This window comes from Longitalea luteola, from assembly GCF_017356035.1.
GTDB lineage: Bacteria > Bacteroidota > Bacteroidia > Chitinophagales > Chitinophagaceae > Niastella > Niastella luteola.
In genome coordinates this window covers 99,022-125,863 of record NZ_JAFIQX010000004.1, presented here as the reverse complement: position 1 = coordinate 125,863, position 26,842 = coordinate 99,022, and the positions used below count along the sequence as shown (strand labels likewise).

The 26,842-nt window shown below is 44.4% G+C and carries 23 protein-coding genes; 8 read left to right on the top strand and 15 right to left on the bottom strand.

Going from position 1 to position 26,842, the window contains the following annotated elements:
• The first annotated feature begins 143 nt into the window (after positions 1-143).
• The gene (locus JUB15_RS11930; protein WP_207512712.1) at positions 144-1,538 is read left to right on the top strand and encodes a sialate O-acetylesterase; all 1,395 of its coding nucleotides are present in this window, start codon (positions 144-146) and stop codon (positions 1,536-1,538) included.
• Between the two features lie 145 nt (positions 1,539-1,683).
• On the opposite strand, the gene JUB15_RS11925 is transcribed toward JUB15_RS11930, so the two are convergent.
• Positions 1,684-2,142: a CBS domain-containing protein gene (locus JUB15_RS11925; RefSeq protein WP_207512711.1), complete on the bottom strand. Its 459-nt coding sequence runs from the start codon at positions 2,140-2,142 to the stop codon at positions 1,684-1,686.
• Between the two features lie 231 nt (positions 2,143-2,373).
• Here JUB15_RS11925 and JUB15_RS11920 point away from each other — a divergent pair, with 231 nt between their 5' ends.
• From JUB15_RS11920 to JUB15_RS11910, 3 genes are read left to right on the top strand one after another with little or no spacing between them, the layout of a single operon-like run.
• Positions 2,374-2,628 (top strand): acyl-CoA-binding protein, encoded by a 255-nt coding sequence (locus JUB15_RS11920; protein WP_207512710.1) that lies wholly within the window; start codon positions 2,374-2,376, stop codon positions 2,626-2,628.
• Positions 2,629-2,640: 12 nt separating this feature from the next.
• Positions 2,641-3,186 (top strand): hypothetical protein, encoded by a 546-nt coding sequence (locus JUB15_RS11915; protein ID WP_207512709.1) that lies wholly within the window; start codon positions 2,641-2,643, stop codon positions 3,184-3,186.
• Entirely contained in the window at positions 3,171-4,010 is an 840-nt protein-coding gene (locus tag JUB15_RS11910; RefSeq protein ID WP_207512708.1) for a hypothetical protein, read from the top strand. The genes JUB15_RS11915 and JUB15_RS11910 overlap by 16 nt, the downstream gene beginning before the upstream one ends.
• Here JUB15_RS11910 and JUB15_RS11905 read toward each other — a convergent pair.
• Both JUB15_RS11905 and JUB15_RS11900 read right to left on the bottom strand, forming a co-directional pair.
• Positions 3,976-4,998 (bottom strand): glycosyltransferase, encoded by a 1,023-nt coding sequence (locus JUB15_RS11905; RefSeq protein WP_207512707.1) that lies wholly within the window; start codon positions 4,996-4,998, stop codon positions 3,976-3,978. The two genes, JUB15_RS11910 and JUB15_RS11905, sit on opposite strands and share 35 nt — an antisense overlap.
• A 14-nt stretch (positions 4,999-5,012) precedes the next feature.
• Complete coding sequence (locus JUB15_RS11900) at positions 5,013-6,476, bottom strand: flippase (RefSeq protein ID WP_207512706.1); 1,464 nt, start codon at positions 6,474-6,476, stop codon at positions 5,013-5,015.
• 60 nt (positions 6,477-6,536) lie between these two features.
• Here JUB15_RS11900 and JUB15_RS11895 point away from each other — a divergent pair, with 60 nt between their 5' ends.
• Entirely contained in the window at positions 6,537-7,667 is a 1,131-nt protein-coding gene (locus JUB15_RS11895; RefSeq protein ID WP_207512705.1) for a glycosyltransferase family protein, read from the top strand.
• On the opposite strand, the gene JUB15_RS11890 is transcribed toward JUB15_RS11895, so the two are convergent.
• From JUB15_RS11890 to JUB15_RS11855, 8 genes are all read right to left on the bottom strand, one after another.
• Complete coding sequence (locus tag JUB15_RS11890) at positions 7,645-8,553, bottom strand: glycosyltransferase family 9 protein (RefSeq protein ID WP_207512704.1); 909 nt, start codon at positions 8,551-8,553, stop codon at positions 7,645-7,647. The two genes, JUB15_RS11895 and JUB15_RS11890, sit on opposite strands and share 23 nt — an antisense overlap.
• 163 nt (positions 8,554-8,716) lie before the next feature.
• A complete protein-coding gene (locus JUB15_RS11885) occupies positions 8,717-9,151 on the bottom strand; it encodes a hemerythrin domain-containing protein (protein ID WP_207512703.1) in 435 nt (144 codons plus the stop codon).
• 233 nt (positions 9,152-9,384) lie between these two features.
• Positions 9,385-10,146, bottom strand: a complete 762-nt coding sequence (tpiA, locus tag JUB15_RS11880; protein WP_207512702.1) for a triose-phosphate isomerase — start codon at positions 10,144-10,146, stop codon at positions 9,385-9,387.
• A gap of 31 nt (positions 10,147-10,177) precedes the next feature.
• Positions 10,178-11,239, bottom strand: coding sequence for a putative sugar nucleotidyl transferase (locus JUB15_RS11875; RefSeq protein ID WP_207512701.1), 1,062 nt, complete (start codon positions 11,237-11,239; stop codon positions 10,178-10,180).
• Between the two features lie 645 nt (positions 11,240-11,884).
• On the bottom strand, positions 11,885-12,136 hold the full coding sequence (locus JUB15_RS11870; RefSeq protein ID WP_081148966.1) for a type B 50S ribosomal protein L31: 252 nt from the start codon (positions 12,134-12,136) through the stop codon (positions 11,885-11,887).
• 419 nt (positions 12,137-12,555) lie between these two features.
• The gene (locus JUB15_RS11865) at positions 12,556-13,047 is read right to left on the bottom strand and encodes a YajQ family cyclic di-GMP-binding protein (protein WP_207512700.1); all 492 of its coding nucleotides are present in this window, start codon (positions 13,045-13,047) and stop codon (positions 12,556-12,558) included.
• A 271-nt stretch (positions 13,048-13,318) separates the two neighbouring features.
• Positions 13,319-15,808: a TonB-dependent receptor gene (locus JUB15_RS11860; protein ID WP_207512699.1), complete on the bottom strand. Its 2,490-nt coding sequence runs from the start codon at positions 15,806-15,808 to the stop codon at positions 13,319-13,321.
• A 936-nt stretch (positions 15,809-16,744) separates the two neighbouring features.
• Positions 16,745-19,204, bottom strand: a complete 2,460-nt coding sequence (locus JUB15_RS11855; protein ID WP_207512698.1) for a TonB-dependent receptor domain-containing protein — start codon at positions 19,202-19,204, stop codon at positions 16,745-16,747.
• 371 nt (positions 19,205-19,575) lie between these two features.
• On the opposite strand from JUB15_RS11855, the gene JUB15_RS11850 reads away from it, so the two are divergent.
• A complete protein-coding gene (locus tag JUB15_RS11850; RefSeq protein WP_207512697.1) occupies positions 19,576-20,070 on the top strand; it encodes a hypothetical protein in 495 nt (164 codons plus the stop codon).
• A 295-nt stretch (positions 20,071-20,365) separates the two neighbouring features.
• Here the strand turns inward: JUB15_RS11850 and JUB15_RS11845 are convergent, their stop codons facing one another.
• Together JUB15_RS11845 and JUB15_RS11840 are read right to left on the bottom strand one after the other, a co-directional pair.
• Positions 20,366-21,676 carry a prolipoprotein diacylglyceryl transferase gene (locus JUB15_RS11845; RefSeq protein WP_207512696.1) on the bottom strand — a complete coding sequence of 437 codons (1,311 nt, stop codon included), beginning with the start codon at positions 21,674-21,676 and terminating at the stop codon, positions 20,366-20,368.
• A gap of 285 nt (positions 21,677-21,961) precedes the next feature.
• Entirely contained in the window at positions 21,962-22,375 is a 414-nt protein-coding gene (locus tag JUB15_RS11840; RefSeq protein ID WP_205511344.1) for a BrxA/BrxB family bacilliredoxin, read from the bottom strand.
• Between the two features lie 223 nt (positions 22,376-22,598).
• Here JUB15_RS11840 and JUB15_RS11835 point away from each other — a divergent pair, with 223 nt between their 5' ends.
• Together JUB15_RS11835 and JUB15_RS11830 are read left to right on the top strand one after the other, a co-directional pair.
• Entirely contained in the window at positions 22,599-23,030 is a 432-nt protein-coding gene (locus JUB15_RS11835; protein WP_207512695.1) for an Hsp20/alpha crystallin family protein, read from the top strand.
• Positions 23,031-23,145: 115 nt separating this feature from the next.
• Positions 23,146-24,456 (top strand): hypothetical protein, encoded by a 1,311-nt coding sequence (locus JUB15_RS11830; protein ID WP_207512694.1) that lies wholly within the window; start codon positions 23,146-23,148, stop codon positions 24,454-24,456.
• Positions 24,457-24,607: 151 nt separating this feature from the next.
• Here the strand turns inward: JUB15_RS11830 and JUB15_RS11825 are convergent, their stop codons facing one another.
• Complete coding sequence (locus JUB15_RS11825; RefSeq protein WP_207512693.1) at positions 24,608-25,063, bottom strand: nuclear transport factor 2 family protein; 456 nt, start codon at positions 25,061-25,063, stop codon at positions 24,608-24,610.
• Between the two features lie 24 nt (positions 25,064-25,087).
• The gene (locus tag JUB15_RS11820) at positions 25,088-26,482 is read right to left on the bottom strand and encodes a type III PLP-dependent enzyme domain-containing protein (protein WP_207512692.1); all 1,395 of its coding nucleotides are present in this window, start codon (positions 26,480-26,482) and stop codon (positions 25,088-25,090) included.
• Positions 26,483-26,842 lie beyond the last annotated feature (360 nt).

Sequence of the window (26,842 nt, the reverse complement as noted above, 5' to 3'; positions counted from 1 at the left end):
TGCTAATGATCGAACGTTGCGATTTTTTGCCTGTTGTCAATTGCAATAGATTTCAGCCGGTGGACATCCATCGGCTTTTTTTATAATACAAACAACCTTTTCGTATCGAAAAGCTTCTTCTGTTCAAAAAATTGCTATTTAATATGAAGAAAAAATGGTCTTTGCTTCTTTTCTTTTGTTCGCTTGTAATTGCTTCCCATGCCGCCATCCGTTTGCCCGCAGTCATCAGCAGCAATATGGTGCTGCAGCAACAATCATCCGTAAAATTATGGGGCTGGGCCAGCCCCGGTGAAAAGATTGCTATTACTACTTCCTGGAATAACAGATCCGATACTTTAAAGGCTACACGCGATGCCAACTGGCAATTTTCTGTACAAACGCCTGTTGCCGGCGGGCCTTATACCATTACCATCTGGGGCAGCAATACCCCGGCTCCGATTGTACTCGAAAATGTAATGATCGGTGAAGTATGGGTTTGCTCAGGCCAGTCAAATATGGAATGGAATTATTATAATAAACTACCCGATATCGCTGCTGAATTACCTACCTGCTATAATAAGAACATCCGCTTCTTTCATATTCCAAAGACCACTGCTGTTCATCCGCAGGATGATTGCGCTGCCAAATGGACCATCTGCGATTCCAATACCCTGAAGTTCTTCAGTGCCGTTGGTTATTTCTTTGGCAAAAAGCTGAACCAGGACCTGAACGTTCCTATTGGTTTGATCAATGCCAGCTGGGGCGGTACACCTGCTGAAGTATGGACGCCCGAAGAGAAGGTGTTCAGTGATGCCGACCTCAAGGCTGCCGCTGCCAAACAAAAGAACGATGCCCGCTGGCCAATTACCCCGGGGTATACCTATAATGCCATGATTGCACCCATTACGAAATATGGTATTGCCGGTTCTATCTGGTACCAGGGGGAAAGCAATACGGAAACTGCCGCCACTTATGGCAAATTATTTACAACTATGATCGAAAGCTGGCGCAAGGCGTGGAATAAAGAGTTTCCTTTTTACTATGTACAAATTGCACCATATAAATACAACAGCCCGTTGATAGGCGCTTTGTTACGCGAACAGCAGACAAGATCCATGGCGTTGCCGCATACAGGCATGGTTGTTATTACCGACCTGGTAGCCGATACCAATAACATTCATCCTACCAATAAACATGATGTAGGCGCGCGGCTTGCCAACTGGGCGTTGCATGAAACTTATAAGAAAGAAGGCATTGTTTATAAAAGTCCTGAATTCAAAAGCATGGAAGTGAAGAAAGGCAAAGCCTATATTTCATTTGATAACGCACCCACCGGTTTAATGGTGAAGGGAAAAACCGTTACAGAAGTGTATGTCGCCGGCAATGACCGTCAATTCTATCCGGCCGATACAAAGATCGAGAACAACCAGCTGGTTGTTTCCAGCAAGCAGGTGAAAGAACCTGTGGCTGTACGATACGGCTTCACCAATACGGCTATGGGTAATTTGTTCGGGAAAGAAGGATTGCCGGTTTGCCCTTTTAGAACTGATAATTGGTAATCCTGTCTGCGGGCTGGTTTATAGTTCACAATTTACAGTTCACAGTTTACAGTTCAAAGTTCAAAGTTCAAAGTTTTCAAAGTTTCGAGTTCATAGTTCCCGGCTTACAGGAGGGAACTATGAACTTTAAACTATAAACTTTGAACTAATAAATTCTACCCCGCCCTTCGTTAATGTCAATTAACTTGTTGGCAAGTGTATCATCAAACGCCTCGGCTTTATTGGCTAACACCAGCCTGAGCAGATCATGAATGGTAATGATACCCATGAACTGGTCGTTGTCGAGGGCTACCAGGTAACGGGCTTTGTTCCTTGTCATCAGTGTCATGCAATGCTCCACCGTATCCTGGGGCGATACTACCGGCAGCTCAGTGGTCATTACTTCCTGTACTTTGGCCGAATTGCTGCTGCGGCCTTTTAATACTACATTACGACTGTAATCACGCTCTGAAAATACGCCCTTGTAGGTATTTCCTTCCATGACGATCAGGTAACTCAGGTTTACCTGGTCGAGCTCGCGCAGGGCATCGATCACCAAGGCATCTGGCTTAATAATGTTTTCCGCACGTGGTTTACTGGCAATAAGATCGTCTACCGTTCTCATGAAATGACATTTCTTTTAAAGTTCGGATATTATTTAATATAACACATGATATAAATCATCTCCCTGATAGCATATTCGCGATAAATTTATTACAAAATTAATACGAGCCTTCATGAACTGTCCTGTAGTTTGAAAAACAACAGCCCGATTGACCCGGATGCAGTGCCTTTTAGCGCCCCGAGTGGCCGGAAACGCCTATTTTCGCAACATCCAAAACAAAGCGAGTCTCATATGAATATCCAGGAACAATTCGATCAGGCCGTTGCCCGAAGTAAAACATTGACCGAAAAACCCGGGAACGACATCCTGTTACAATTATATGCCCTCTATAAACAGGCTACCGAAGGCGATATTAATATAGAACCGCCAACCAATGCCTTTGACTTTGTTGCCAAAGCCAAGTTCAACGCCTGGCAAGAGCTGAAGGGAAAGCCAAAGGAAACTGCCATGCAGGAGTATATTGACCTGGTTGGAAAGTTGAAGTAGGTTTGCAAAACGATGAAGAACACCTTCCTTTACCAGCTATGGCGGCACAACCCAAAACTGTGTTACCTCCTTATTACATTTGCCACCCTTACCCTGGCCGCAAATGTAGCAGGCGATGAAGTGACACCTTTTTTTGTATGGGGTATGTATTCTGAAAAGGAGAAGCCCGTTGAACAGTATGAGCTGCTGAGGACGACTATCAACGACAGCACGGTGGTAAACATGTATGATCATGCTAACACCGATACCCGTTTTTACCTGTCTGCTCCCCTGGCCTATTACAAAAGAATAAAAGACAACAATCACCAGGATCCAACCATCACCTTTCTTCAAACGAAATTGCAGCAACATTATGCGCAGATCCGCTTCCTCGAATCTTCCCTGTTCAATACCCAGCCACAACAACAGGCATTTTTATACTGGTATGCCCGCTACCTGCATCAGGCAACCGGTCAGCCGGTCAATTCCATTCGCATTGATGTAGTAAAAGCACATTATACTGATAACAAACTGGTAACTGACTCTGTGTACCTCTTCGAAAAATGGGAAAAGCCGTAACCAATATAAATTTTTATACACCGTGGCAACAAACTCGTATTGCCCGTGTGGTGTTCGCGTTGCTGCTTACGTCGCTCACCTGGTCTTTCTTTTCCGGCAACCTCGTGCACCAGCTACAGCAACCTGTTATCAGATTTCCGTATGTTGATCTAACCTATTGGGTCATGCACTGGTTCGGTATTCCTGAATTCATTACCGGTCATTATGCAGTAGCCTGCCTGTTCGACCTGGCGCTTTTTACGTTTTGCATCCTGTCGCTCCTGTATCCACAAAAGCGCGGGTATGTATGGTCGTTCATAGCGTTGTACTTTGTTTATTTTATTACCTTCAATACATTCGGTACCCATCATACCAATCATAAGATCGGGTGGCTGATGATCGCCATTCCCTTTACTACGGCTAATTACAAGACCTTTAATTTTCTATGGAGGGGCTTGCGGTATTTTCTCTTGTTTATCTGGACCGATGCGTTCTTGTGGAAATTGTTCCGCCTTTCATGGTTGCATCCCGACCAGGGTTTACACATTTTAAAGAAGAATGCAGTTGCTTTGTTATACTATGAACCCAGCTCCTGGAAAGCCGGCCTTTACCAATGGGCATTACAACATCCTGCCTGGATAAATACGGCGTATATAGCGGGATTTATTATGGAAGGAGTGTTTATAGTCGGTTTTTTTACCTATAAGTTCGATCGCTACCTGCTGTTATTGTCGATCCTGCTGCCGGTTGGTTTCTGGTTAATAGCCGATGCCAATTTTGTGGAATTAATGGTGCTCAATTGTACACTGGTTAATTTTCATAAATTTTTTGTTCGAGTTCAGTGAGCGCTTTCTTCAGAAAATAACCCTGGCTTATTTGCGCGGCCAAAGGACGGGTATTGGCAACCATCTTTTGATAATCTTCTTCGCTTATATTTTTGATAACCTCTTCAATATCCGACAGCCGGTCGATCGTGCAGCCGATACCATATTGTTTTACCAGTATAGCGCTGGCCGAGGTCGCCGGTACCATCAGGGGAATGCCCGCCATGATAAACAGCGACAGTTTATGCGGACTGATAGCCGTAAGATAACTACTATAACTGCCTGCAAAGTTGTCGATGTCTGAACCATACCAGATCAGTCCGAACGAGCCCTGCAAATGATGCACGAGTTCATAGGGCGGAAACACTCCCTTATATTCTGCATTGGCAGGGAACACATTCGCTGTATAACCTTCGCCGTAAATGGAAAATGATAATTGCGGAACCTGCCCGAGCTTTTGAATAAAAGCCGTTTTTTGCAGGTCGCCGGCAATAATAATGCGGTTGTCCTTTGACCGGTGCTGGTTACAGGGTGTGGCCAGAAAATCGAAGAACTGCAGCTGTGCAGTATTGGCATTCGGCACTATAGCCTGTATCCATTGTTGCATTCGTTCATTATGAACAATAAAGAACCGGAACCGGCGGAATGCTTTCTTTTCTTTTTCAAGGATCGTCTCATTGCCATTTCGCCACCCATCAATATCTAGGATCAGGCAAATGATCTGTACCCCTTTAATACGCAACAGCGTTATTAACAGCTCATGGGCTTTTGCATATAAAGGAAATTGAAAAACGACCACATCACGGGACGCGATGCTGAAAAAAAGCCTGAACAAATGGAGCAGCCTTTTCCATTTTGACCGAAACGAAAAATCAAACGTTCCCGGAAACTCGATAGCCTGATACCCTTGTGTTATAAAGATCTTTTCAGCATCTACATTGCCTATGCCGCCGTGAAATACTTCTCGGTGTAGATGTTCTTTTATAAAATATTTTTTTGCGACTGGCATTTTCCGGCGAATAATTATTGGGTATTTACAGGCGTTTTCTTCAGGTTGGCGATCGCAGTTGTATATAAATATTTAACCAGTTTATTTTTCATAACCCATAGTTGCATAATAAAGTAAATGGGTACACAGATCGCCAGGGCCGACAGGACTATTAAAACGGGTGAGCTAAGAACCATTTTCACCAGCCAAACTACCGGGATGAATAACAGCGAAGCGGCCAGCGATTGAAGAAAAGTAACTTTATCAAAGATCTTCATGCCGGGAAAGTATTTTTTTACATACCAGTAACCCATTGACAGCACTATAAATTCCCCGAGTATCATGGCAATACAGGCGCCCCTGTCATGCAGGTAATAAGATAAGGTAAGCATCAATAAAATATACACTATACTACCGATGATCAGCCCGTACAATGTAAGTTTTTCCTTGCCGTGGGCCATTAATATTTGTTTATTAAGGAAGAACCCGTACGTCTTTAGCAGGGGGAGTAATGCCAGGATCTGGATATTTACCGATGCTTTCAAAAAGCTGTTAGCCAGCACTGCTTTTACCAACGGTTCAGCCAACAGAAAAATACCAACCGTTGCCGGAATGGTAATGATAAGAATAAGTTGAACAGATCGTAAAATGGTTTCCTGTAATTCTTTGTCTTTTTCCTGGTATAACAAGGTGGCAGTACGGGGATATAAAACCAGGAAGATATCGGTGAAAAGGCTAACCCCTACCTTCATCATTTTTATTGACATGGAATAAATGCCCACCACAACCGCAGTACTCATAATCCCCAGCAGCACATTATCGAGCCAAACCATAATGCCAGCCACCATGCTGATGAAATAAGTGGTTAAAGCATGTTTCAGGTGGCGTTTCCATTGCAGGTCCTGCAAGGTCAATGGTAATTCCCTGAATACATTCACCAGGTTGGTAAGGAGGTTGATAATGGCGGCTGTTGTGATAATACCATAATAAATGTAGTAATCCGAAGGCGCTTTTACCAGAATAAATAAGGCGATAAGACCCAGTAAACGGCTGATGAATGAGCGGATGGTTATATACCGGAACTTTTCAAGCCCCCAAAAATACCATTCGCAGGCAAAACTGTTGATCAGTAAGAACGTCACCGAAAAAAAGACCAGTCTTATGTCCTGGATCTTTTGCCAAAGTATAAAAACGGCAAACCCGTAGAGGATAAGTGTAATGCCCGACGTGATGCAATGCAAAACAAGCAGTTCCGATACCAGCTTCCGTAATTTGTCTTTATCGTCTTTTACCCTGGCGATTTCCCGGATGCCATAGGTGACAATACCAAATTCGGCGATGGCTACAAAACAATAACTTAACGAATCAATGAAGCTTACCCTGCCAATTCCTTCCGGATTGAGCACCCTGGAGATATAGGGAATGGAAATAAGCGGCATCAACACCTGGCTGCAGGAGAGTAAAAAATTATAGAATAAATTTTTTTTTAAGTTTGCCAAGTTTAAACCGGTAATGGGTGCGCCCTTTATGTACGTTGCAAACATAATATATATAGCATTATGAAAACAGGCATTTTTGAAATGGAGCATTTTGAAGGCGCTTACCCGGTCATTCAGTTGTTTGATATGCCTGCCAATCAGCTCGTGATCTTTACCGATGCGGATACTTATAACCGGTTTGCCGACCTGTTCAGGGAACGCGTGAGCTGCTTTCAATGGGAGATCCTTGATACTTCCGGCGGTAAATGGCGCTTTTTTCGCCAATTGTACAAAGCCGCCAAAAAACATGAACTGGATCTTTTTTACCTCAATACCATCAGTAATAACCACCTGTTTTATGCATGGGTCATCGGCGCGCTGCGCATTGCCCGTGTGGTGATCACTGTTCACGACATCAACTGCCTGTTCAAGTCGCGCTGGTCGTACCGTTTTCGGCAACTGGTGCAGCACATTGGGAAAAAAGCCCTCATTAAACGCGTGAGCGAATACAATGTGGTGTCCGACACCATGATTGCCTATCTACGCGAAACCACGGGCGGACAAATGCAGATCCACAATGTGCCCGGCGCTGTTTTTGAAAGCGAACAACATACACTCACCATTGACGATCACATTCACCTGGTGGTGCCCGGTTCGCTGGATAAAAAGCGGCGGGATTATAATCAAACGTTTGAGTTGCTAAAAGCCGCCGAGGCGCAACAACTGCGGTTGCATATTACATTGTTAGGCGGCCACAACGATGGCTATGGCAAGGCCGTGATCCAGCAGGCAGCTGCCATGAAATTAACCTATGCCAGGATAACGGTTTATGATACGCGCCTGGTGCTGCAGGACGAGTTTGACCGGCAACTGAACAGGGCTCATTTTATTTTTGTGCCCTCTGTGATTCATACGGCCATATGTTATGCCATTCCAGAAACGTATGGTCTTACAAAATCATCGGGCAATATGTTCGATGTGATCAAACATGCCCGCCCCTTTATTGCTCCTTATGCCTTGCGCATTCCGGCCAGCCTGGAAAGCAGTTGTTTCAGGTACACTTCTATTGATCACCTGGTAAATTTTCTGGCCGCCATGATGCAGAACAAAACGGCTTACACTGCCTGGGAGCAACAGGCGCTGGCCAACTCCCGGGAATATACGATTGCGAAAGTGCGGGAAAGGAACGCTACACTTTTTGCAGTGAGCTAACACCCTTGTGTTGTAAAAAAGCGGTATATACTTCTTCCGTAGAAACCGAATCGATAATAGCCTGCGAAAAGCTCGTTTTATAAAACGCCTGTAACAAAAGCGGGCTCACGATCTTTTTGAGGGTGCCGTAATCGTAAATCTCGGCCGGACTGGTACAGTTAAAAATAGCAATGGAAGGAATGTGATAGGCCATGGCCACATGCATGGCCAGCGTATCGCCGGAAATAATAAACCCGCAGCCGGCAATATCATCGAGGTATGCTGTGATCGTATTCCGTTGCTCCAGTAACCGCACCTCATACCCCAGCTGCTGTATTTTTTTTGTCAGAGCGGGGTAACCGCTCCAGCCTTTATTGGGCCAACGCACTCCTACCCTTGTTTCAATACCGATCACCCGGTGATCGGGTCTTATTTGTATATTCCGGTAAATGCTATACGCTTCGCCCGTAAAAGGCAGGCCGAACATATTCAACAGCAATTGCTGAAAGCTGGCAGTGTTACGTTTTTTGGCCTCATTGGCGGCTGAATGGCCCAGGGTTGATACCAGGCTCAGATCGAACCAACAAGCCGAATCGGGTGTATAGGTAAGCCTTTTGTTTTCCAGGAAGATGCCGGTTAATTTCTTGGTAGGTATTTTACAGGCGAGCAAAGCGCAAACAGGATCTTCTTCAAGGGAAATGGTATGATCAAAGATCTCGTGCTGTAAGGTTTCAAGAGCATTGTCGAGGTTTACTACACGGTGCAGGTTCGGATGCCTGACTGGTAAAATAGCGGAATACCTGCTGTCGATAACCCAGGTAACGGACCCTTGCAGGGCATTTAGTAAAACAGTTGTGCGAACAACATCACCGGCTGCTCCTGTCTTAATTAGCAGAATCTTTGTCATTATGTAATATTTTCTCCGGCACTAGCAGGAGCTAAACTACATAATTTTATGCAAAACGCTTAGGCTTAACGCGGAACGCAATGCCCTAGATCGTACTTCGCAAATAAATTCAATGCTCTAAATGAGGTAAGCGTTTAACATTTGCGCAGGTTTTACGACGTTATTATCTCGCCACAGCAGCCATTGAAACGTTGAGCTGGCTTAGTTCCTGTGGGGGTATCACCTCTTCCATTTTTCTGAAAATGATCTCATCTTCGAAATGGCTGTGCTGATCAACCAGTTTAACGAAGGCGTTATACAGGTAATAATCTTCATCTTGCCGATGAAGGCGTTCTGCCAGCAGGCGGATGGTATCGTGCTCACGCTTAAGGATATTCACGAAATTGAAGGGAAAATGATGTTTCTGCAGAAAAGGGAATAATATCGCTTCTTCAGCATCCACATGTTTTTGCAACTCGTTCTTCCAGAATTGAACGATCCGTTGCCGGATGCCGGATTTGTCGCGTTGCTGCTGGATGTCTTTCAAAAATTCACGGCATTTGAGCCTGTCTTCTTTATGTTGCCTGGAAAGTACCTGTAGTGCCTTAGCATGTTCCATAAACAATTCCTCCGCTGGAAGAAAAACAATAATCACTCCACAAGCGGTTTATGGGGAAAAATGTTAAGGCTTTTAACAGTCAATTAGGAAGTACGTAGTAAGAAGTATGAAGAAGGAAGTAAGAAGTACGAAGATTGAGGTTAAGCTTGGTTATTAGTTTAAAGGTAAGTTATTTTCTTACCTCCCATTTCATACCTCATATCTCCTGCCTCTTACTTCCTGGAAACGAAAACCTACTTTAAACTTTTAATGATGGTTACGAATTCTGCCGCATTCAATGATGCACCACCAACCAGGCCGCCGTCGACGTCGGGACAGCTGAACAATTCCTGGGCATTATTGGCTTTTACGCTGCCGCCATACAGGATAGAAATGGCATCGGCCGTAGCGGCGCCATATTGTTTGGCCAATACACTGCGCAGGTAAGCATGCATCTCCTGGGCTTGTTGTGAGGTGGCTGTTTTGCCGGTTCCGATAGCCCAAATGGGTTCGTAGGCGATCACAATGCGTTTGATATCTGTGTCGGACAAATGGAAAAGCGATTCTTTTAACTGGGCTTCCACAAAGCTGTTCTGGGTATTCGCTTCCCGGATGTTCAGCGGTTCGCCACAGCAAAATATAGGGGTGATGTTGTATTGCAGGCAAAGGTCCAGTTTCTCGGCCAGCATCTTGTTCGACTCCTGAAAATACTCCCGGCGCTCGCTATGGCCCAGCACACAGAACCGGATGCCGATGGATTGCAGCATTTCGGCTGACACTTCACCGGTATAAGCACCTGATTTTTTATTATAACAGTTCTGAGCAGCAACAAAATAATTGTTCTCATTTTCTGTTTCACTTTTGGCCATGATCAGGTACGGAAAGGGAACTGCAAAAATGGTTTGCTGGTGTTCTTTTAATGCAATATTGGCTGAAAGGATCTCGTCGAGTAACTGTTCGCCCTGTTGGTAGGTACAATTCATCTTCCAGTTAGCCGCAGCAATTTGTTTGCGCATAAGTAATCGTCTTTTTTAGTAATGAAGGCTTTTAAGATTGCCCAAAAATATGTTTCAATTGATTTATTTCTGCTTCTGTAAGCACCTGATTTTTTAATTTTTTCCAATTACTTATATCTGTCAGCGCTTTTTCAAATTCGTACAGGCTCAATCCCTTATTGCCCCAGGTAAAACTGGGAACGAATTTGGGCGGCATGCCTTCGCCAAAAATATTGGCGCAAACGCCTACCACCGTTCCGGTATTGAAGGAGGTATTGATGGCAGCCCGGGAATAATCACCCATTAGCAATCCACATTTTAACCCGGCGCTCAGGTATTCGCGCGCAGGATGATGCCAGACATTTACCTCGCTGGCGGTATTCTTAATATTGGAGTTGGAGGTACCGGCGCCCAGGTTGCACCACTCGCCTATGACCGAGTCGCCCAGGTAGCCGTCGTGGGCTTTGTTGGAATAGCCGAACAAAATGGAATTTTTGATCTCCCCGCCCGCGAGGCAATACGGACCAATCGTAGTAGCCCCATAGATCCTGGCGCCCATTTTCACCAGCGAGCCTTCGCCCAAAGAAAAAGGCCCCCTGATCAGTGATCCTTCCATGATCTCGGCATTACGGTCAATGTAAATGGGACCGGTTGAGGCGTTCAACCAGCAATGGGTTAAAACGGCTCCCGGTTCAATAAATATGTTTCCGGCATTCACCGCCTGTACCGTATCAGGAATGGGGGCAGATGACCGGTTCTGCGTAATCAGTTGAAAATCTTCACGTAACGCCCAATCGTTCCACTGAAATATATGCCAGGGATATTGCAGCAGCTTTACCAGACTGTAATCGGGCCGGTTGGTAGGCTGGCCCGTTGCATCGAACGCAGATCGAATGAACTGCCGGGAGGGAATAATATTGGCGGCAAAAACAATGGCATCCGCAGGCGCCTCTTCATCATCTTTCAACACAGTCACCGGCTGGTTCAACAGCCTTTCCCATTTTTGACGGATCGTGAGAATCCCGATGCGGATATCGGCTACCGAGCGGGTTTGCGTAAAAGGAAACAAATGATCAGCCACTTCTTTATCTGACAGAAATACCCGTTTGTTCATAGTACTTATGCTTAGTTTCTGGATTTGTGTTCCTGGGTTGCGGGGCTGAACCCGGACGTCAAACTTAGTTCATTTTTAATTTACAGTACTCAATAAGAACTTTACGGTTCACTATTCCACCATCAACTTTTTTCGCGGGTAAAGGGCACTGTTCTCAGTTTAGCATGCTTTAGCGCCTGCAGATTCCGGCATTTATATAAATAACCTATAGAACTTCAAAAGAACCAGGTTGCTATTAAGTAACGGCGATTTACAGGATTTGTAGCGAAATAAGACTTCGATGGCGATGTTTTACAGGTAGTAGCCCAACAACTACTGCAAACTATTAACAAAGCCAGCATACTTCTTAAAAATCATGCAACGTTAAGCGATTGCGGAGGTCTAATAATGAGACTAATCGCCTGCAACACGAGAGCCGACGCTATTAATGTAGATTTGACATCTTAACATTGTTGTTATATCAACACATTATTGAAACTAACGAACGGAAGTGAAAGGGTTTTCAATTACAGCGTTGTTGTAAACGCTAATTTTATTTGATGCAGGAAAAATGAGGCGATATAAAAGAAAAATCCCCTTCCTGAGAACAGGAAAGGGAAAGTATAGCCATGAAAAACAAAAATGTTTGTATTGAAATTACGCTTTTTATTTTTTCTTTTCGTAACGTTTCTTGAATTTATCAATTCTACCCGCTGTATCAACCAGTACGTTTTGACCGGTGAAGAAGGGGTGTGATGTATTAGAAATTTCTAATTTGATAAGAGGGTATTCATTACCATCTTCCCATTTAATAGTTTCTTTAGAAGGAGAAGTGGAACGGCTGAGGAAACTGTACCCGTTACTCATATCTTTAAAAACTACGAACCGATAATTTTCGGGATGAAGTCCCTTTTTCATAACTCTTTGATTTTTAATTTTGCACCGATTTTGCGGTACTAGCTGTTAATATATTTTTTACACTGGTTTTATCAGCAAAGCCGCAAAATTAGCTCTCCCTCCTAATTCTGCCAAATTAAATTTTATTCCTGACTTCTTTAAATATTTATTAAAGATAAGCGGAAAATTAATAAACCAGCTGGGAAAAATAAATTTTTAAGGCAAGAAATTATAAAAAAAGAAAGCACCGGATCCATTTTATACCTGCTACGTGCACGTATAACCTGTATATCCAATGCTTTCCGCTAATCGCATTGAACCATTTTACTAGTCTACTGCGATTTTCTATACCTAAGTTACTTATTATATTATTACTTTCCCAAATTTTAGCCGCTTATATTATGCACCTGTTCTGCACTTAATTATCCACAGCCCCACCCCTAACTTCTCATATTTTCATACTGCAGGGGTATTCCCAAGGAGGCATTGCGGCAAAGCTGGATCACTTCCTGCAGGTCGTCGATCTTTTTACCGGTAACCCGTACGATGTCGTCATTGATCTGCGCCTGCACTTTCAGGCCCGAATCCTTGATGAGTTTTACGATCTTCTTGGCATCTTCCTGCTTCAACCCGTTCCTTACAGCCACTTCCTGTTTTACTACCTTACCGCTTTGATAGGGCTCTTTCGACAGGTCAAACGCTTCGGGGGAAATGTTCTGTTTGTGCGCCCGGCTGATCAATACGTCTATCAACTGGCGCATTTTCATGTCGTCGTCGGTTTCAATGTTGATCTTGAATTCCTTTTTATCGAGATTGATCACCACATGCGATCCTTTAAAGTCGAAACGATTGGTGATCTCTTTGGTGGTAACATTCACTGCATTGTCCAGTGCCTGTCCATCCACCTTGCTAACAATGTCAAACGAAGGCATAGCGTTAATTTAAAGTACTGAATAGTATCAGGGCACGAATGTACTTAATTAGATATTACAAGTGGTCACACAGTAATAAAAATGCCCCCTCCGCCAGCTGGCAGTCGGGGGCTTAGTTTGCACATGAAACGAGAGAACAATTTGCTGATTTGCTAATGTGATAATGTGCTAATGAAATACAGATGTCTTAAAGGCTCTTTCGCATGAGTTTCGTTTTTGTAGGAACTGCTGGCATTTCAGCAATTAGCACATTAGCCTATTATCACATTAGCTAATTCTGGTTTCCTCCTGCCCTGTTCTGTTCTTCTGAAGCGCCGGTATTCCTGCGCCTGGCCTGGGCAACCGAGGTCTTGCCAAAGCGGTAACTGAAGGTGGCGGTAACGTTTCGATTATCCCACCGGTTGAATATTTTCACATCTATATCGCTGTACAGGGTTCGTCCCCTGAATTGCTGCCAGTGAAAAGGATCGCGGAAGTTCAGCCGCAGGGTACCCTTGCCTTTGATAACCGTTTTCTGCACGCCCAGGTTTAAAAAATACATGGGGTCGGCAATGGTCAGCTGCTCAATGGTCTTGCCCCGGTACCAACCGCTTACTTCCCCACTCCATCCTTTTTTGAATGTAAAAGTATTACTAACGTTCACCAGTGCCGAAGTATAACTTATATCAATTGGATCATTATTGCCGGTGAATGAATTGTAGTAAACGCCTTCATACCGGTTGTTGAACACATTTACAAAGAGGTTCACATTCCAGTTCTTTACCGGCGAGAATGGTGCATTAATGGCCAGTCCGATATTCTTGAACCTGGCCACGTTATCGGTGGTAAGGAAGGTGATCCTTTTTTCGGTGTTCTGTTTTAACAGCTGCGATATCACATCGTCGGTAACGGTATAATTGATGGTGGTGGTGAATCGTCCTTTCCACGTATGCCTGAATTCAATATTGTTGGCATATTGCGGCAACAGGTATGGATTCCCCTGGCGGTACTGTAACGAATCGAGGAACCAGATGAAGGGGTTCAGGTCCTGGTAATTGGGCCGTTCAATGCGGCGGCCATAGGTTAACGTGAAAGCATGGTTCTTGCTGGCCTCATAATTGACGTACATGGTAGGAAACAGGCTGGTATAATTACGCGTAAAGCTGGAATCATTGGTGACCTGTTTGCCTTTGGCAATGGTATTTTCAATACGAAGACCCGCCTGTCCGCTCCATTTTTTCCATTTTTTGTTGATGCTAACATAGCCGGCATTAATGTTTTCTCTATAAATGAAGTGGTTCGAGCGGTTGTCGGGTTTCCAGGTGCCGTTGTCGTTACGTTCATATTTTACCTCGTTGTCATTTTTAACATAGCTTACCTTGAAACCGGCATCGAAGCGGAAATTGTTTTTCAGCGGCCGTACATAATCGGCCTTGGCCGAATAGATATTGATGAGCCCGGGGATATCGCCTGACAAGGTAAGCCCACCCAGTGAGTTGCCATAGCTGTCGTATATAGAAGTAAATAAAGTGTTTTTGGCGTCGTTGAGGTAACCTATGTAATCGATGTCGGCAGTGAGCTCGTGGCCGGTTGAATCGAATGTATGCTTGTAGTTAAAATTGGCGGAATAATTGAAAAAGTTATTCTTGTTTGTGATTTGGGACTCCAGTGTCGATTCAATACTGCCATCAGGCTGATAAATGGTTTGTGTACTGGTGGGGAAAGGCCGGCCGAAAAATCCAAAACCCGTCAATACCACGCCAAAGACATTGTTTTTATCGGCGTAATAATCAAAGCCCGCTTTTAATGTCTGGTTATTATTGCGGCCAATAAAATACGTATTGGTAAACGAGGTGGAATTGAGGGTGCCATCCTTTTCAAAAAAGCGGCGGTTCAATTCCATTAAACCCCTGCCCTCGCGGTAGTTGTAATTGTAATTGCCAAACAGGTTCCATTTTCCTTTGCGGTAATTGAGATTGATGCTGTTCGTGCTTCGGAAAGGCAACTGCCAGGAACCACGGTATTTCCAGAAGCCAACGGTGCCACCAATGGAAATGCTGCCGTTCAATCCTTCTGTAAGGCTCTTTTTCGTTTTGATATTGATAATGCCGGAGTTGCCGCTCGCATCGTAACGGGCCGGCGGATTGGTCATGATCTCTATCTGGTCAAGTGCTGAAGCCGGCAGGTTCTTTAACAGGTTCGCGAGATCGGCAGGTGACAAATAGGTTGGCTTGCCATCCAGCATGACACGCACGCCCTGTTTGCCTTTCAGACTGATCTCACCTTCATTGCTTACGGTAACGCCGGGCGATTTCTCCAGAACCTCCAGCGCCGATGCGCCTGCATTGGTTGGCGCCGCTTCTACATTCACCACCATGCGGTCGATCTTGTTTTCGATCAGCGGCCTTTTAGCAGTCACCGTTACTTCGCCGAGCGTTCTGGCAGCGGCTTTTTGTAATTGAAAAGACGGGATCTTATAAGTGGCCGCAGCAGAAATTGTAAAACGTTTACTGATGACCTTGTTGAAGCCTACAGCGGTAACGCTCACAAAATAATCACCCGCTGGAAGGTTGTCAAACTCAAACAGTCCATACTTGTCGGTAACCGCAACTTTAACCAATGAAGAATCTTTTGAGCGTTGTAATGAAGCAGTGGCTGATTCTACAGGCTGGGCATCTGCATCGGTGATAACGCCACTTGCTTTACCCGACTTATTTTGTGCATTAATAAGAATGGAAAGAAAACATAATATGGTCGTTAACCACGACGCTTTAATTTTCATGTGCTATTATTGAAGGGTTCTAACGGCAGGAATCTCTAAGCTAAGTTGCGACGTATTGAGTGGATTAAAAAACGATTAATGATAATCAGTATTATTTAAATACAAGGGGGCTATAATCGGTATCAATACACCAGCGGAAAAAATTAAGGAAGAAAGGAGTTCATTGACATTGCCGGTGAAAGGAAGGAATTTGTGGTGGTTCATCTACAGTTGTTATTGCGGTTTGCTGCTTTATGCAACCTGCTAAAAAAATAAAGGCCCCATAGAAATGGGGCCTCGTTAACCAAAACTAACTGCTTATGAGAAAAACTGTATGACTGCTATTTATGAAGAAAGTTTATTGTTCTAATTATTTGCTATTTACATATATGAAATTCCACATCCCACCAGGTAAACAAGTGCAATTGCTATAAGTATGATCTTTCTCATCGTCCATGCTGTTTTTTTATTGCCTGTATATATATAAGACGTTTAATCGGTAAAATGGTTTCATCATCCACTGTTAAAAAAATCTAAATACTCCAAAATGCCTGGCGCCTGCCTCGAAGTCTTTGCCCTCGTTTGCCCGGCTTGAACGAATCGCAGGGCGTTCTCCTTTTTTCAAACAGCTATTATTAACTATTCAGAAATTGTGCCAGCTAATTATTCCATTTTCTTAAAATTGTCTCTTCCACAAATCTTTTCCCAATCTGTTCCTCTGCACCTTTTGACTTGCGCCGGCCGCTATAGTTTAACGACTCTACTGCTGGAAATTTTAATTGCCTGTTATCGTATTTAAAGCTTAATGCTGAAGGCTTATTGCCAGACGCTGCTCCCGGTTTTGAGCCTTCACTTTCTGTTGCATCTTCGCAAGGTTTTGGAAATAAATGGGGTTGACAGTTTGCCTTTGGCCTTCAGCATTGAGCATTCGTTCGCGTTGTGCATTGTGCGTTTTGCTTAATTTCCTATGTTAACGCGGTTTTGTTCGTCATTGGCGCCGCCTTTTTTCCGCTGGCCGTTGGTGCTTTTGATGGGTTTGCCAAAGCGGTAAGAAAAGGTAAGATTAACAACCCGGGTATCACGGGTGTTGCGGAACCAGGCTTCGGTGTTCTTAAAGTTGATGTCGCCATTCGGGATCTGGGTATAAAAAATGTCACGCACATTTACTTTCACTGACCCCTGGCCTTTCAGCACCTGTTTAGAGATACCGGCAGCCATTTGCCCCATCGGCATGAGCAGTATCTGTCCTTCCACACCTTTGCTTCTGTACCAGCCACTCAGTTCGGCCCCCCAGCCTTTGTTGAAGTTTAACTGGTTGTTCAGGCTAATGAGCAGGTTACCGGCTTCCACTTTCAATTCCTCGCCATATAATTGTCCTGAATAACGGGTATAGTTATAGTTGGTGTATAAAATGCTGGTAAGCCATTTGGTCACTGGTACGTTCGCATTCACTGAGATGCCGGCATTTTCACGGCGCCCGATATTGCCCTGCCTTACAACGGTGGCATAACCTAGCTGATCGAATGTTTCATTGAACAGGTTTTCGGTAATGCTGTAGTTAAGGGTGGTTGTCAATTTGCCTTTATAGATATGGGTTAGCTCAAAGTTGTTCGAGTATTGGGGCCGTAGATAAGGATTTCCGGCAACATAGGTGAATTTGTCAATGAAGAACATGAACGGGTTCAGGTTTTGATATCCCGGCCGGTCGATACGCCGGCCGTAGTTTATGCCAAACTGGTTATGTTCATTGGCGGCATAACTGATATACACAGTCGGGAACAAACTGTTATAAGTGCGTTTGAATGAGGAGTCGCCTTTGGCCGGATTGCCAAACTGATGCCCTTTGTAGTTCGTATTCTCAAAACGCAGTCCGGTTTGCAAACCCCATTTTTTGGTGATCTGTTTGTTAAGGCTTATATAAGCAGCATTGATATTCTCGTTATAGTCGAAGTAATTCGTTTTTTCAAGATCTGTCATCCATTCGCTGCCATCGTACAGGTAGTAGTTGGCTTTGTTCTCCGTTTGTACATAGCTGCTTTTCCAGCCTGCTTCAATTTTGCCATTCTTTTTTAAGGGGTGCGTGTAGTCCATCTTCGCAGAATAGATGTTCACGGTCACCGGCAACACGCCCTGTAATTGTTCTTCATAACGTTTTATCCAGTTGGGTTCGTAGGTTGTGTTCAAAAATTGCTGGTTATTCTCATTATCATATACGATATAATCCAGGTCAGCAGTTAATTCACGGCCGGTTGAATCGAACTGGTGACGCATATTCAGGTTCACGCTGGCATTCTTCCAGGTACCTTTAATATGAGAGCCGGCGGTAGCAATGGAGTCCAGCGCATAGTCGGGGTCCTGCAGGTAACTGGTATTGGTATTCCTGCTGCTTTCAGGGTTATAAAAGCCGCTGAACACTACACCCAGTGTTGTTTTTCCGGTCAGGTAATAATCCATTCCCATTTTCAGGTTATTGCTCATATTGCGCCGTTTCATATACGCCACCTGTTCAAAAATAGCATTGGTTGATCCGTCATCGTCTTTGTACCGGCGGAAGATCTCCAACTGCTGAAAATTGTTATTGAGGTTAAAGCTGTAATTGCTGAATACGTTCACCTTGCCATTACGGTAGTTGAGGCTCAGGCTTTCGTTGGTTTTGAAATAAACACCCTGACTTACGCCGGCGCTCATATTGCCGTTAAATCCCTTTACCTTATTCTTTTTTGTTTTGATATTGATGACACCGGCATTGCCTGCTGCATCGAACCTGGCCGGTGGATTGGTCATGATCTCGATTTGCTCCAGCTGCGAAGCCTGCATACCTTTTAACATATTGGCCAGGTCGGCGCCGCTAAGGTAGGCCGGACGCCCATCGATGAGCACCACCACATTCTGTTTGCCTTTCAGGCTGATATTGCCATCCTTGTCTACCTGGATGCCAGGCGATTTTTCCAGGGCTTCCAGGGCATTGGCGCCCGTATTACTAATGAATGCATCTACATTTACTACCGTGCGGTCGATCTTCTGTTCAACCAGTGGCTTGCGGGCGCTCACCGTCACGGCCTTCAGGTCTCTGGTGCGCTGGATGAGTATTATAGGTGTCAATTCTATTGCCGGGTTGTCAGGCGACAAGGTAAAAGGGGTTGAATATTGTTTTTCATAACCTACTGCAGAAACAGCGATCAGGTAGCGGCCCTGCGGCGGGTTATTGAACGAATACCGCCCGTCCTGATCTGATACCGACATCTTGACTACACTCGAGTCTTTGGCTCTTAAAAGCGTTACAGTGGCAGCTGACAAAACAGATTGGCTGGCAGTACCTACTTTTCCGCTGAGTTTATATTCAGTTTTGTTTTGTGCCCTGCCTACCAAGGATACTGATAAAAGTATGATAGCAAACAGGTTGGGAAGGGTTCTCATGTTACTTTATTGGTTGTTGAATACTTTGCGTTGTTAATTACACTCCAAAGTTAGGTACTGTGTAATGCAAAGTACATGGTTTTGTGTTTAATGGCTTTTTTTCCTGATGTCCGGAAATATCCGGGTGCAGGTTGGACGTATGGGCTACCAGCATGTTACAACAAAGGATGGGTTTAGGATAAATGGCCTGAGAACTGGTTAAGCGGATACCCCCAGTGTGTGAATTTCCCTGCGGGCGGTTCTGCTTTTCGGTTAAACCTGCCGGTTTACCGGAAAATTGCGGCCAATTGTCGATCGTATGGCGCCAATTAGCTGATACTCTTCGATCTAAATATTTATGAAATGTAATTTTGGCTTCAGAATTCAATCTTATGAAACATCGCATCTTTTTAACTATTTGCCTGGGTGTGCTCGTCACCTCTGCGTTTGGGCAAAACATCAACTACGACAAGGAGAAGCAGCTCGTATTACAACGCAACAAAATTGGTAAAACCTACATTTTTGACCGTTCTAAAAAGGGGCATTATAACAGAAACGAGTTAATGTACCTGGGAAAGTTGAAAACAGACGACGGTCGCATTTTCAAGGTAATGACCTCTATTATGTTCTGGGGACGTTCGCCAGGCGCTACAGGCAGAGTGCTTTTGTTCAATACTAAGAACCAGTATGTGGGCAAGTACTTTGTAGGTGGTATTGATTGTCTGCCAGGCAGAATTGAAAACAATGCACTGGTATTCGACAATAAAGAACGGGTCGACTGCGACCCTGAACTGGAAACCCGCATTCCTTTTGACAAGGGTATGCCACAGGAGATCTTTTTACCGTGCAAGAATACCAAGGGTGAATCATATGCCTTTAGTAAATAACGCGGAATGCTTAACGTTAAATGCGGAACGCTAAACGCTAAACGCGGAACGCTTAACGGTAAATGCAGACCCTGCCTGCCGGCAGGAGGCGCTGAACGCAGCACCCGAGCTTTTCTAACCCTGAATCGTACCACCTAATTAAAAAAGAGCCTCCGCTATCCGGGCTACCGGGAGCTGAGGCTCTCTTCTTTATAATCGTTTTGCGTTTTCGATCGATAAGCGCAACTGTATTCCATTATCACAACTTGTCGGCGACTTTAGTCGGGATTATCATGTCGTCACATTATCACATTGTTCAGGCTTTGAGCGGATCTATTTTAGCGCCATACTTTCTTTTCATATAAAGGTATAACGCGGCGCCAGCTAATACGAGACACACGGCAATGATCTCGGCCTGTGTGGGATGAAAACCAAAGATGGAATATTTGGTGTTGACCCTGATCTGTTCTACAAAAAAGCGTTCGATACCATTTACGATCAAATATACGCCGAACAGGGTGCCTGGTACTTTCAGCTTTTTACGCAACGACCACAGGAACAGGAACAGCAAAAAGCAGAACACCGTTTCGTAGAACGGGGTTGGGAACACCGGGATCGGCAGCTGGTTGCAGAACTGCTCTTCTTCGCAACCCGGAATGCGCACACCTTCGTTCACCACGTTATGCGGATAGGAATAAGCAAATAACCAGTTAGGCAGCCAGGCGGGGGCTTTAACACGGGCATGCGGTATTTCGGAAACATTATTAACCTGGAAGGTGCGAAGGTAAAAACTGTTGTGGGCCTGTAACGTATTCTGAAAACGGGTTGTATCGGCCGGTTGAACTTTCGATTCCGGACCCATTTCCGTTACATACGCACTGTTCAAAATTCCCCAGTCGCCATCGCCCGCCACCTGGCAGCCGATCCGGCCAATGGAATAAGCCAGGATGAGCGCCGGCGCAATGGCGTCGCACAGATGACGGAAATCGATTTTATGTTTACGGCTGTAATAATAAATGGCAACGGCTGCGCAGATCAAACCACCGTAAAAAGTTAACCCACTAAACGACAGTAACGCCTCGATGGGATTTGTTTTAAAGTCCTGCCAGTTCTCGAGGTTGTGAAAGATCTTGGCACCGAGAAAGCCGAACAAAGCAGCATAGATCACCAGGTCGCCTACCCTGTCGTGCGGCCAGATGCGGATGGTGCGCTCTTCGGGTTTGTCCAGTTTTTGCTTATGCTTTTCCCACCACTTCAACCCCGCAAAAAGAAGGCCTAGCGCAATGCCTATCGGCCAGTTTCCTTCTGAGGAAAAGATGTATTGCTGCGGATCTGCAGTAGTTTCACTGCCTGAGATAAATAGTCCGATGATCTTGTAGCCCAATAAAAAACCCAGGAAGAAATTCAATAACAGCTCCCCGGCACTGGCCTGCTTGCCCACGATCATCTTAACGTCCTGACCAGTTAACAAACCCGCTCTTTCCTTGCGTTTTAATTCCAGGGTCAAAATATAAGCGGCAGCTAAAAAAGACAGGGCTACAAAAAAACCGAAGGAATTAATAAAACGAAGTCCGTTCCAGTTAACACCAAATAGATCCTTAAAAGCGTAATATAGGTTTGGATACATGTATCAGGAATAGATTTTTCTACCAATTATTTAATAAAGGTGCAATGATAAGAAAACCAATTGGCAATTGACAACTTGCAATTGGCAATTGCTTAAAATATGCCCAACGCAGAACCAGCCGGCAAAAGGCAACCGACAACAGGCCAGGTTGTAATAATGCTGAATTCCCGACTATCAACGGGCGGTGCAAATTGTTTATTGTCAATTGCCTGTTGAAATAAAAAACCCTCCCAGGAATGAGAGGGTTCATCACTATGAACAAAGCTGAATTAATCAGCTAAGATTTTAACAATATTCTTCGAATGCTGCCATCAGGTTGTGAGCGATCAATTGCGCCGGACGTCCTTCGATCATATGTCTTTCGATGAAGTGAACCAGCTGGCCATCTTTAAACAGGGCAATAGCCGGAGAAGATGGCGGATAAGGCAGTAAATGCTCACGCAATTTCTTTACAGCATCAATATCATATCCTGCAAAACTGGTAGTCAAATGATCGGGTTTTTTAGCTGCATTGGTTACGGCCATTAATACACCGGGTCGGGCAGAACCTGCAGAACATCCACATACCGAATTGATCATCACCAGTGTTGTTCCTTTTGCTTTAAGTTGATTATCAACGTCTTCCGGGGTTAACAGCTCCTGGAAGCCATTGTCTGTCAACTCCTCTTTCATTGGTAGTACTATTTCTGTTGGATACATTCTACTATTTTTTAATTGAAACGCAAAACTACGTAAAAAGTTTATTTATACCCCAGATCGGAATTTATGTCAGTAACTTAAACATTAATATGTCTTTATGTCTGTTTGTTTAGCCTGGCCTCTGCCAATCCTTCCCGGTTTTTGGCCTTTTTCTGCAATGGTACACTGTTTGAAAAATGATAGGCGTAATTCGAGATTTAAAAAACAATAAAAAACATAAGTTATGACAGTTAGACTGCACCATCCCGCCCGCAAATCATTCGATTCTGTAGTTGATGATTTCTTTAATTCGATTCCTGGTTTATGGAATGATGGCTACAGCGGCATTAACCTGGCTCCTGTTAATATTCATGAAACCTCCAATGGTTTCCATCTGGAAGTAAGTGTACCTGGCATCAATAAAGAAGATATTAAAGTGAATGTAGACAAGGGGCTGCTGACCATCAGCTATGAAAAGAAGGAAGAAAGCAAATCGGAAGACTACAAAACCGTTCGCCGCGAATTCAGCCAGCGCAGTTTCAAACGCAGCTTTACAGTAGCTGACCAGATCGATGCAGATGCTATTCAGGCGAAATATGAGAACGGTATTCTCAAGCTCTTTCTGCCTAAAAAAGAAGTTGTAAAAGACACTCCTAAACAGGTTGTTGTCCAATAATTAGCAAAAGAAATATTAAAATTTCAGTTTCATAAGCAGTTGGTTTTGGTTTAGATGACCATCCCGACCCGATCGGGATGGTTTTTTTTATGGTTTTGTCCTAACTTCGGCCCCCATGAAAGAACTTACCTTCTGTATCCGAAAGACGTTGGGATTGATCGTACTTTGTATGCTTTCAGGCGTATGGTCTATAGCTCAGGATCGGCAGCCGGGAGATAGTGCATTTAACGGTCGTAAACACATTGATACGCTGCCTTTTATCGTAGATTCGGCCGAGGTGGCCTTACGTATCAAGAATCTCAATCCATATTTTACGCTACACGTTGATTCATCCCTGGCCTACAAGCTGGAGATCAATAAAGATCAGTCGAAATATTACTGGTTCCTGCGCAACCCGCCTATTGGCCTGCGCATTAATAAAGACAATGGCTTGCTGACCTTCAAGGCCGAAAAGTCCTATTTTCTCTCGGGCAAACTGAAATACGATTTCCAGTACAGGGTAAGTGTGGGCGTTCAGAACCTCGAAGTGCCCAGCGATCATGTTGATACTTCTTTTTATATCACTTTTTATAATACGGATATTATTCCTTCCAGGGTTAAACCTACTGTAGGCTCAACGCTGACAGTGGATGAAGGGGATACCGTTGCCTTTAAAGTGCAATGTGAGAATGGTAGTTTTCCCATTGAGACCATTACCTATATTGCCAATATGCCGCTGAAAGGCGCTACCCTCGTCAAAAAATGCGACGACGATTTTATTTGGTCGCCCGGTTTCGATTTTGTGAAAGAATCAGACCCCGGTAAGGAAAGGACCGTTGTGGTGAGCTTTGTTGGCGCCAACCGTTTTATGGTGCGCGATACTGCACAGGTAAGGATCGTGGTAAAGGATGCGTTGAATTATCCGTTAACGCTGGAGGATTACAAGCTGACGGTGAACGTCATCAATGGATATATTCTGCGATTGAAATATACCTTCCTGCAGTTGGACAAAGGGGTTAAAAAAACGAAATCTACCCGTACTACGTTTGATATCACCGGTTCAGCCACGGCATTAACCGGAAGTATTATGTCTTCTTCAACTAGTGAAAGCTCGCAGAAAGTGGGCAAGGTGATGCCTAGTGTGGGCGTATCGCTGGTACCTGTTAAGGAAGCCATTTCGCCCCAAAAAGTAACCGAACAGAACCAGGCTTCGGGTATCCGCACTGCGATCAAGCGGTTGGAGTATATGATCAGCGACAACGCCCTGGTGGGTGAACGCGATCCGGATATTGCCAGGAAAACCAGTAAACTGAAAGAAGAATTAAAACAGATCCAGGTTCAGCTGGTTGATATTCCCATCGAGATCACCAGCAACATGAGCGAAAAGGAATTGAACCAGTATTTCAATAGCCCGAAAGTGAATAAGAAGTATCGCACGAAGAAGTAATGTGATGATTTGATGATGTGATAATGTGATGATGTGGTGATGCTTTCCCGGCGTTCTTACGATAATAAAAAAACTCGCGCTGTATACACAGCGCGAGTTTTTTTATCGGATGTATTCCATCATCCAATTATCAAATTCTCGAATTATCACATTATTTATCGCAGTTCTTCCGCCGGGTATCGATCAGGTACTGGATCTTCCAGCCGTCTTCGAGGCGCACCAGTTGAAAAGAGTTCACCCCGCAATGCCGGAATTTTCCTTTATAATAGAACTGATACGGAGCCCATACCATGGCGAGTGGACCGTCTATGCGAATCGATTCGAACTCAACCCGCTCATCAGCCTCGCCCACTTTCTGCTGGCTGATGAACTTTTTGAAGTCTTTATACTTGTCGCTCTTAATGTAAACCTGCTTCTTTTTATTGGTAGCAATGGTTTGCATAATGGGGTCTTCGGTAAATGCAGATATCAATAAAGTCGTATCGGCGTTTTTCATGCCTTCGAACAACCGGTTAATGGTGGCTTTCACCGAATCTTCGGTTGTTTGCGCCTGTGCTGAACAGGTTGTGGCAATAGCTACGGTTAATAAAATCGCAAATCGTTTCATGTGGTAAGTTGTCAGATCGCTAATCTAGTACCCTAATATCTTTAACATACTTTGGGCAGTTTGTTCTTTGGCATATATCCAGTCTACCAGTTTGCCATTTTTATCGTGGCCTACGATTACGTGTTTGGGTGACGGAATAAGGCAGTGTTTAATACCGCCATAGCCGCTGATCTGGTCCTGGTAGGCGCCGGTATGAAAGAATCCTACATACAGGGGTTCGCCGTTGTTGATCTTGGGCAGGAACACCTCGTTGATATGTTCTTCAGAGTCGTAATAGTCGTGACTGTCGCAGGTAATGCCGCCCAGTACTACGCGCTGGTATTCCTGGTCCCACTTGTTCACCGGCAGCATCAGGAATTTTTCACCAATGCCCCAGGTATCGGGTAAAGTAGTAATGAATGAAGAATCGATCATATACCAGATCTCGCGGTCGTTCTGTACTTTTTGACCGATGACGCTGTAAATATGCGCCATGCTCTCCCCTACGGTATAGCTGCCGAATTCGGTGAAGATATGAGGCATGGGCACATTGTTCTTTTTGCAGGCTTTTTTGATATTGCCTACAATCTCATTGATCATGAACTGGTAGTCGTATTCGAAGCCGAGTGAGTGTTTGATGGGGAAGCCACCGCCAATATTGATTGAATCCAGCTCGGGACAGATCTTCTTCAACTGGCAGTAAAGGTTGATCACTTTGTTCAGTTCACTCCAGTAATAAATATCGTCTTTGATACCTTTATTCAGGAAGATGTGCAGCATCTTCAACTGGAAGCGGTCTTCATTGCCTTCGATCTTGTCAACATAGAACTCCAGCACGTCCCTTGCCCGGAAGCCGAGGCGGGAGGTATAGAACGGGAATGTAGGTTCTTCTTCAGCTGCTACCCGGATGCCGAGTTTGAAAGGAACCTTTACCGATTTTTTATAGTGTTGTAATTCTTCCCTGTTATCCAGAATGGGTACCACATTTTTGAAACCGGTATTCAGCAAATTGGCTATACGGCTGGTATAGGTCTTTTGCTTGTAGCCGTTGCAGATGATAAATGTTTCCTTGGTGATCTTTTTACGCTGGTATAACTTCTTAATGATCTCGATATCGTAGGCATACGACGTTTCGAGGTGAATATCGTGCTTCAATGCCTCTTCCACGACAAACGAAAAGTGAGAGCTTTTAGTGCAGTAGCAATAGTTGTACTCGCCTTCATACCTGTGCTTTTTTATGGCATTGGCGAACATCTTCTTTGCCTTTTTTATCTGCATTCCGATCTTGGGCAGGTAGGTAAGTTTCATCGGGGTGCCATACTTGGCAATAAGCGCTTTCAGATCCAGCCCGTTAAAATGCAGGTAACTGTCTTTTACATCGAACCCTTCCTGGGGAAAGTTAAAGGTCTGGTTCACCAGGTCGGTGTACGAGTTGTTCATGTACTGGTTCAGGTTGCTGATGGTCGTGAATTTTAATGGTCAGAAAAAAAATTACCCAAACTGAAAAAAAAATTACTGCAAAAGTAATAGTTTGAACAATTTTTCAAATAAAAAAACGTGCCCGCTGGAAAATTGTCAGTATTATCTTGTTGATTGGTTCCAGTGACCGGTTAACCAGTTTCCGGTTGCCGGGTAACAGAGCTTGCCCCGCTTCGTGGGGTTCCATGTTACAAGTTCAGGGGCTGGTTCGCGACAGCATACTCCACGGCTATTGACGATTCACGATTCACGATTGACGATTGCCGACTCATGATTGCCGCGTTAAGTAAATGTTACCAAAAAAGAACCCCGCACTCAGTT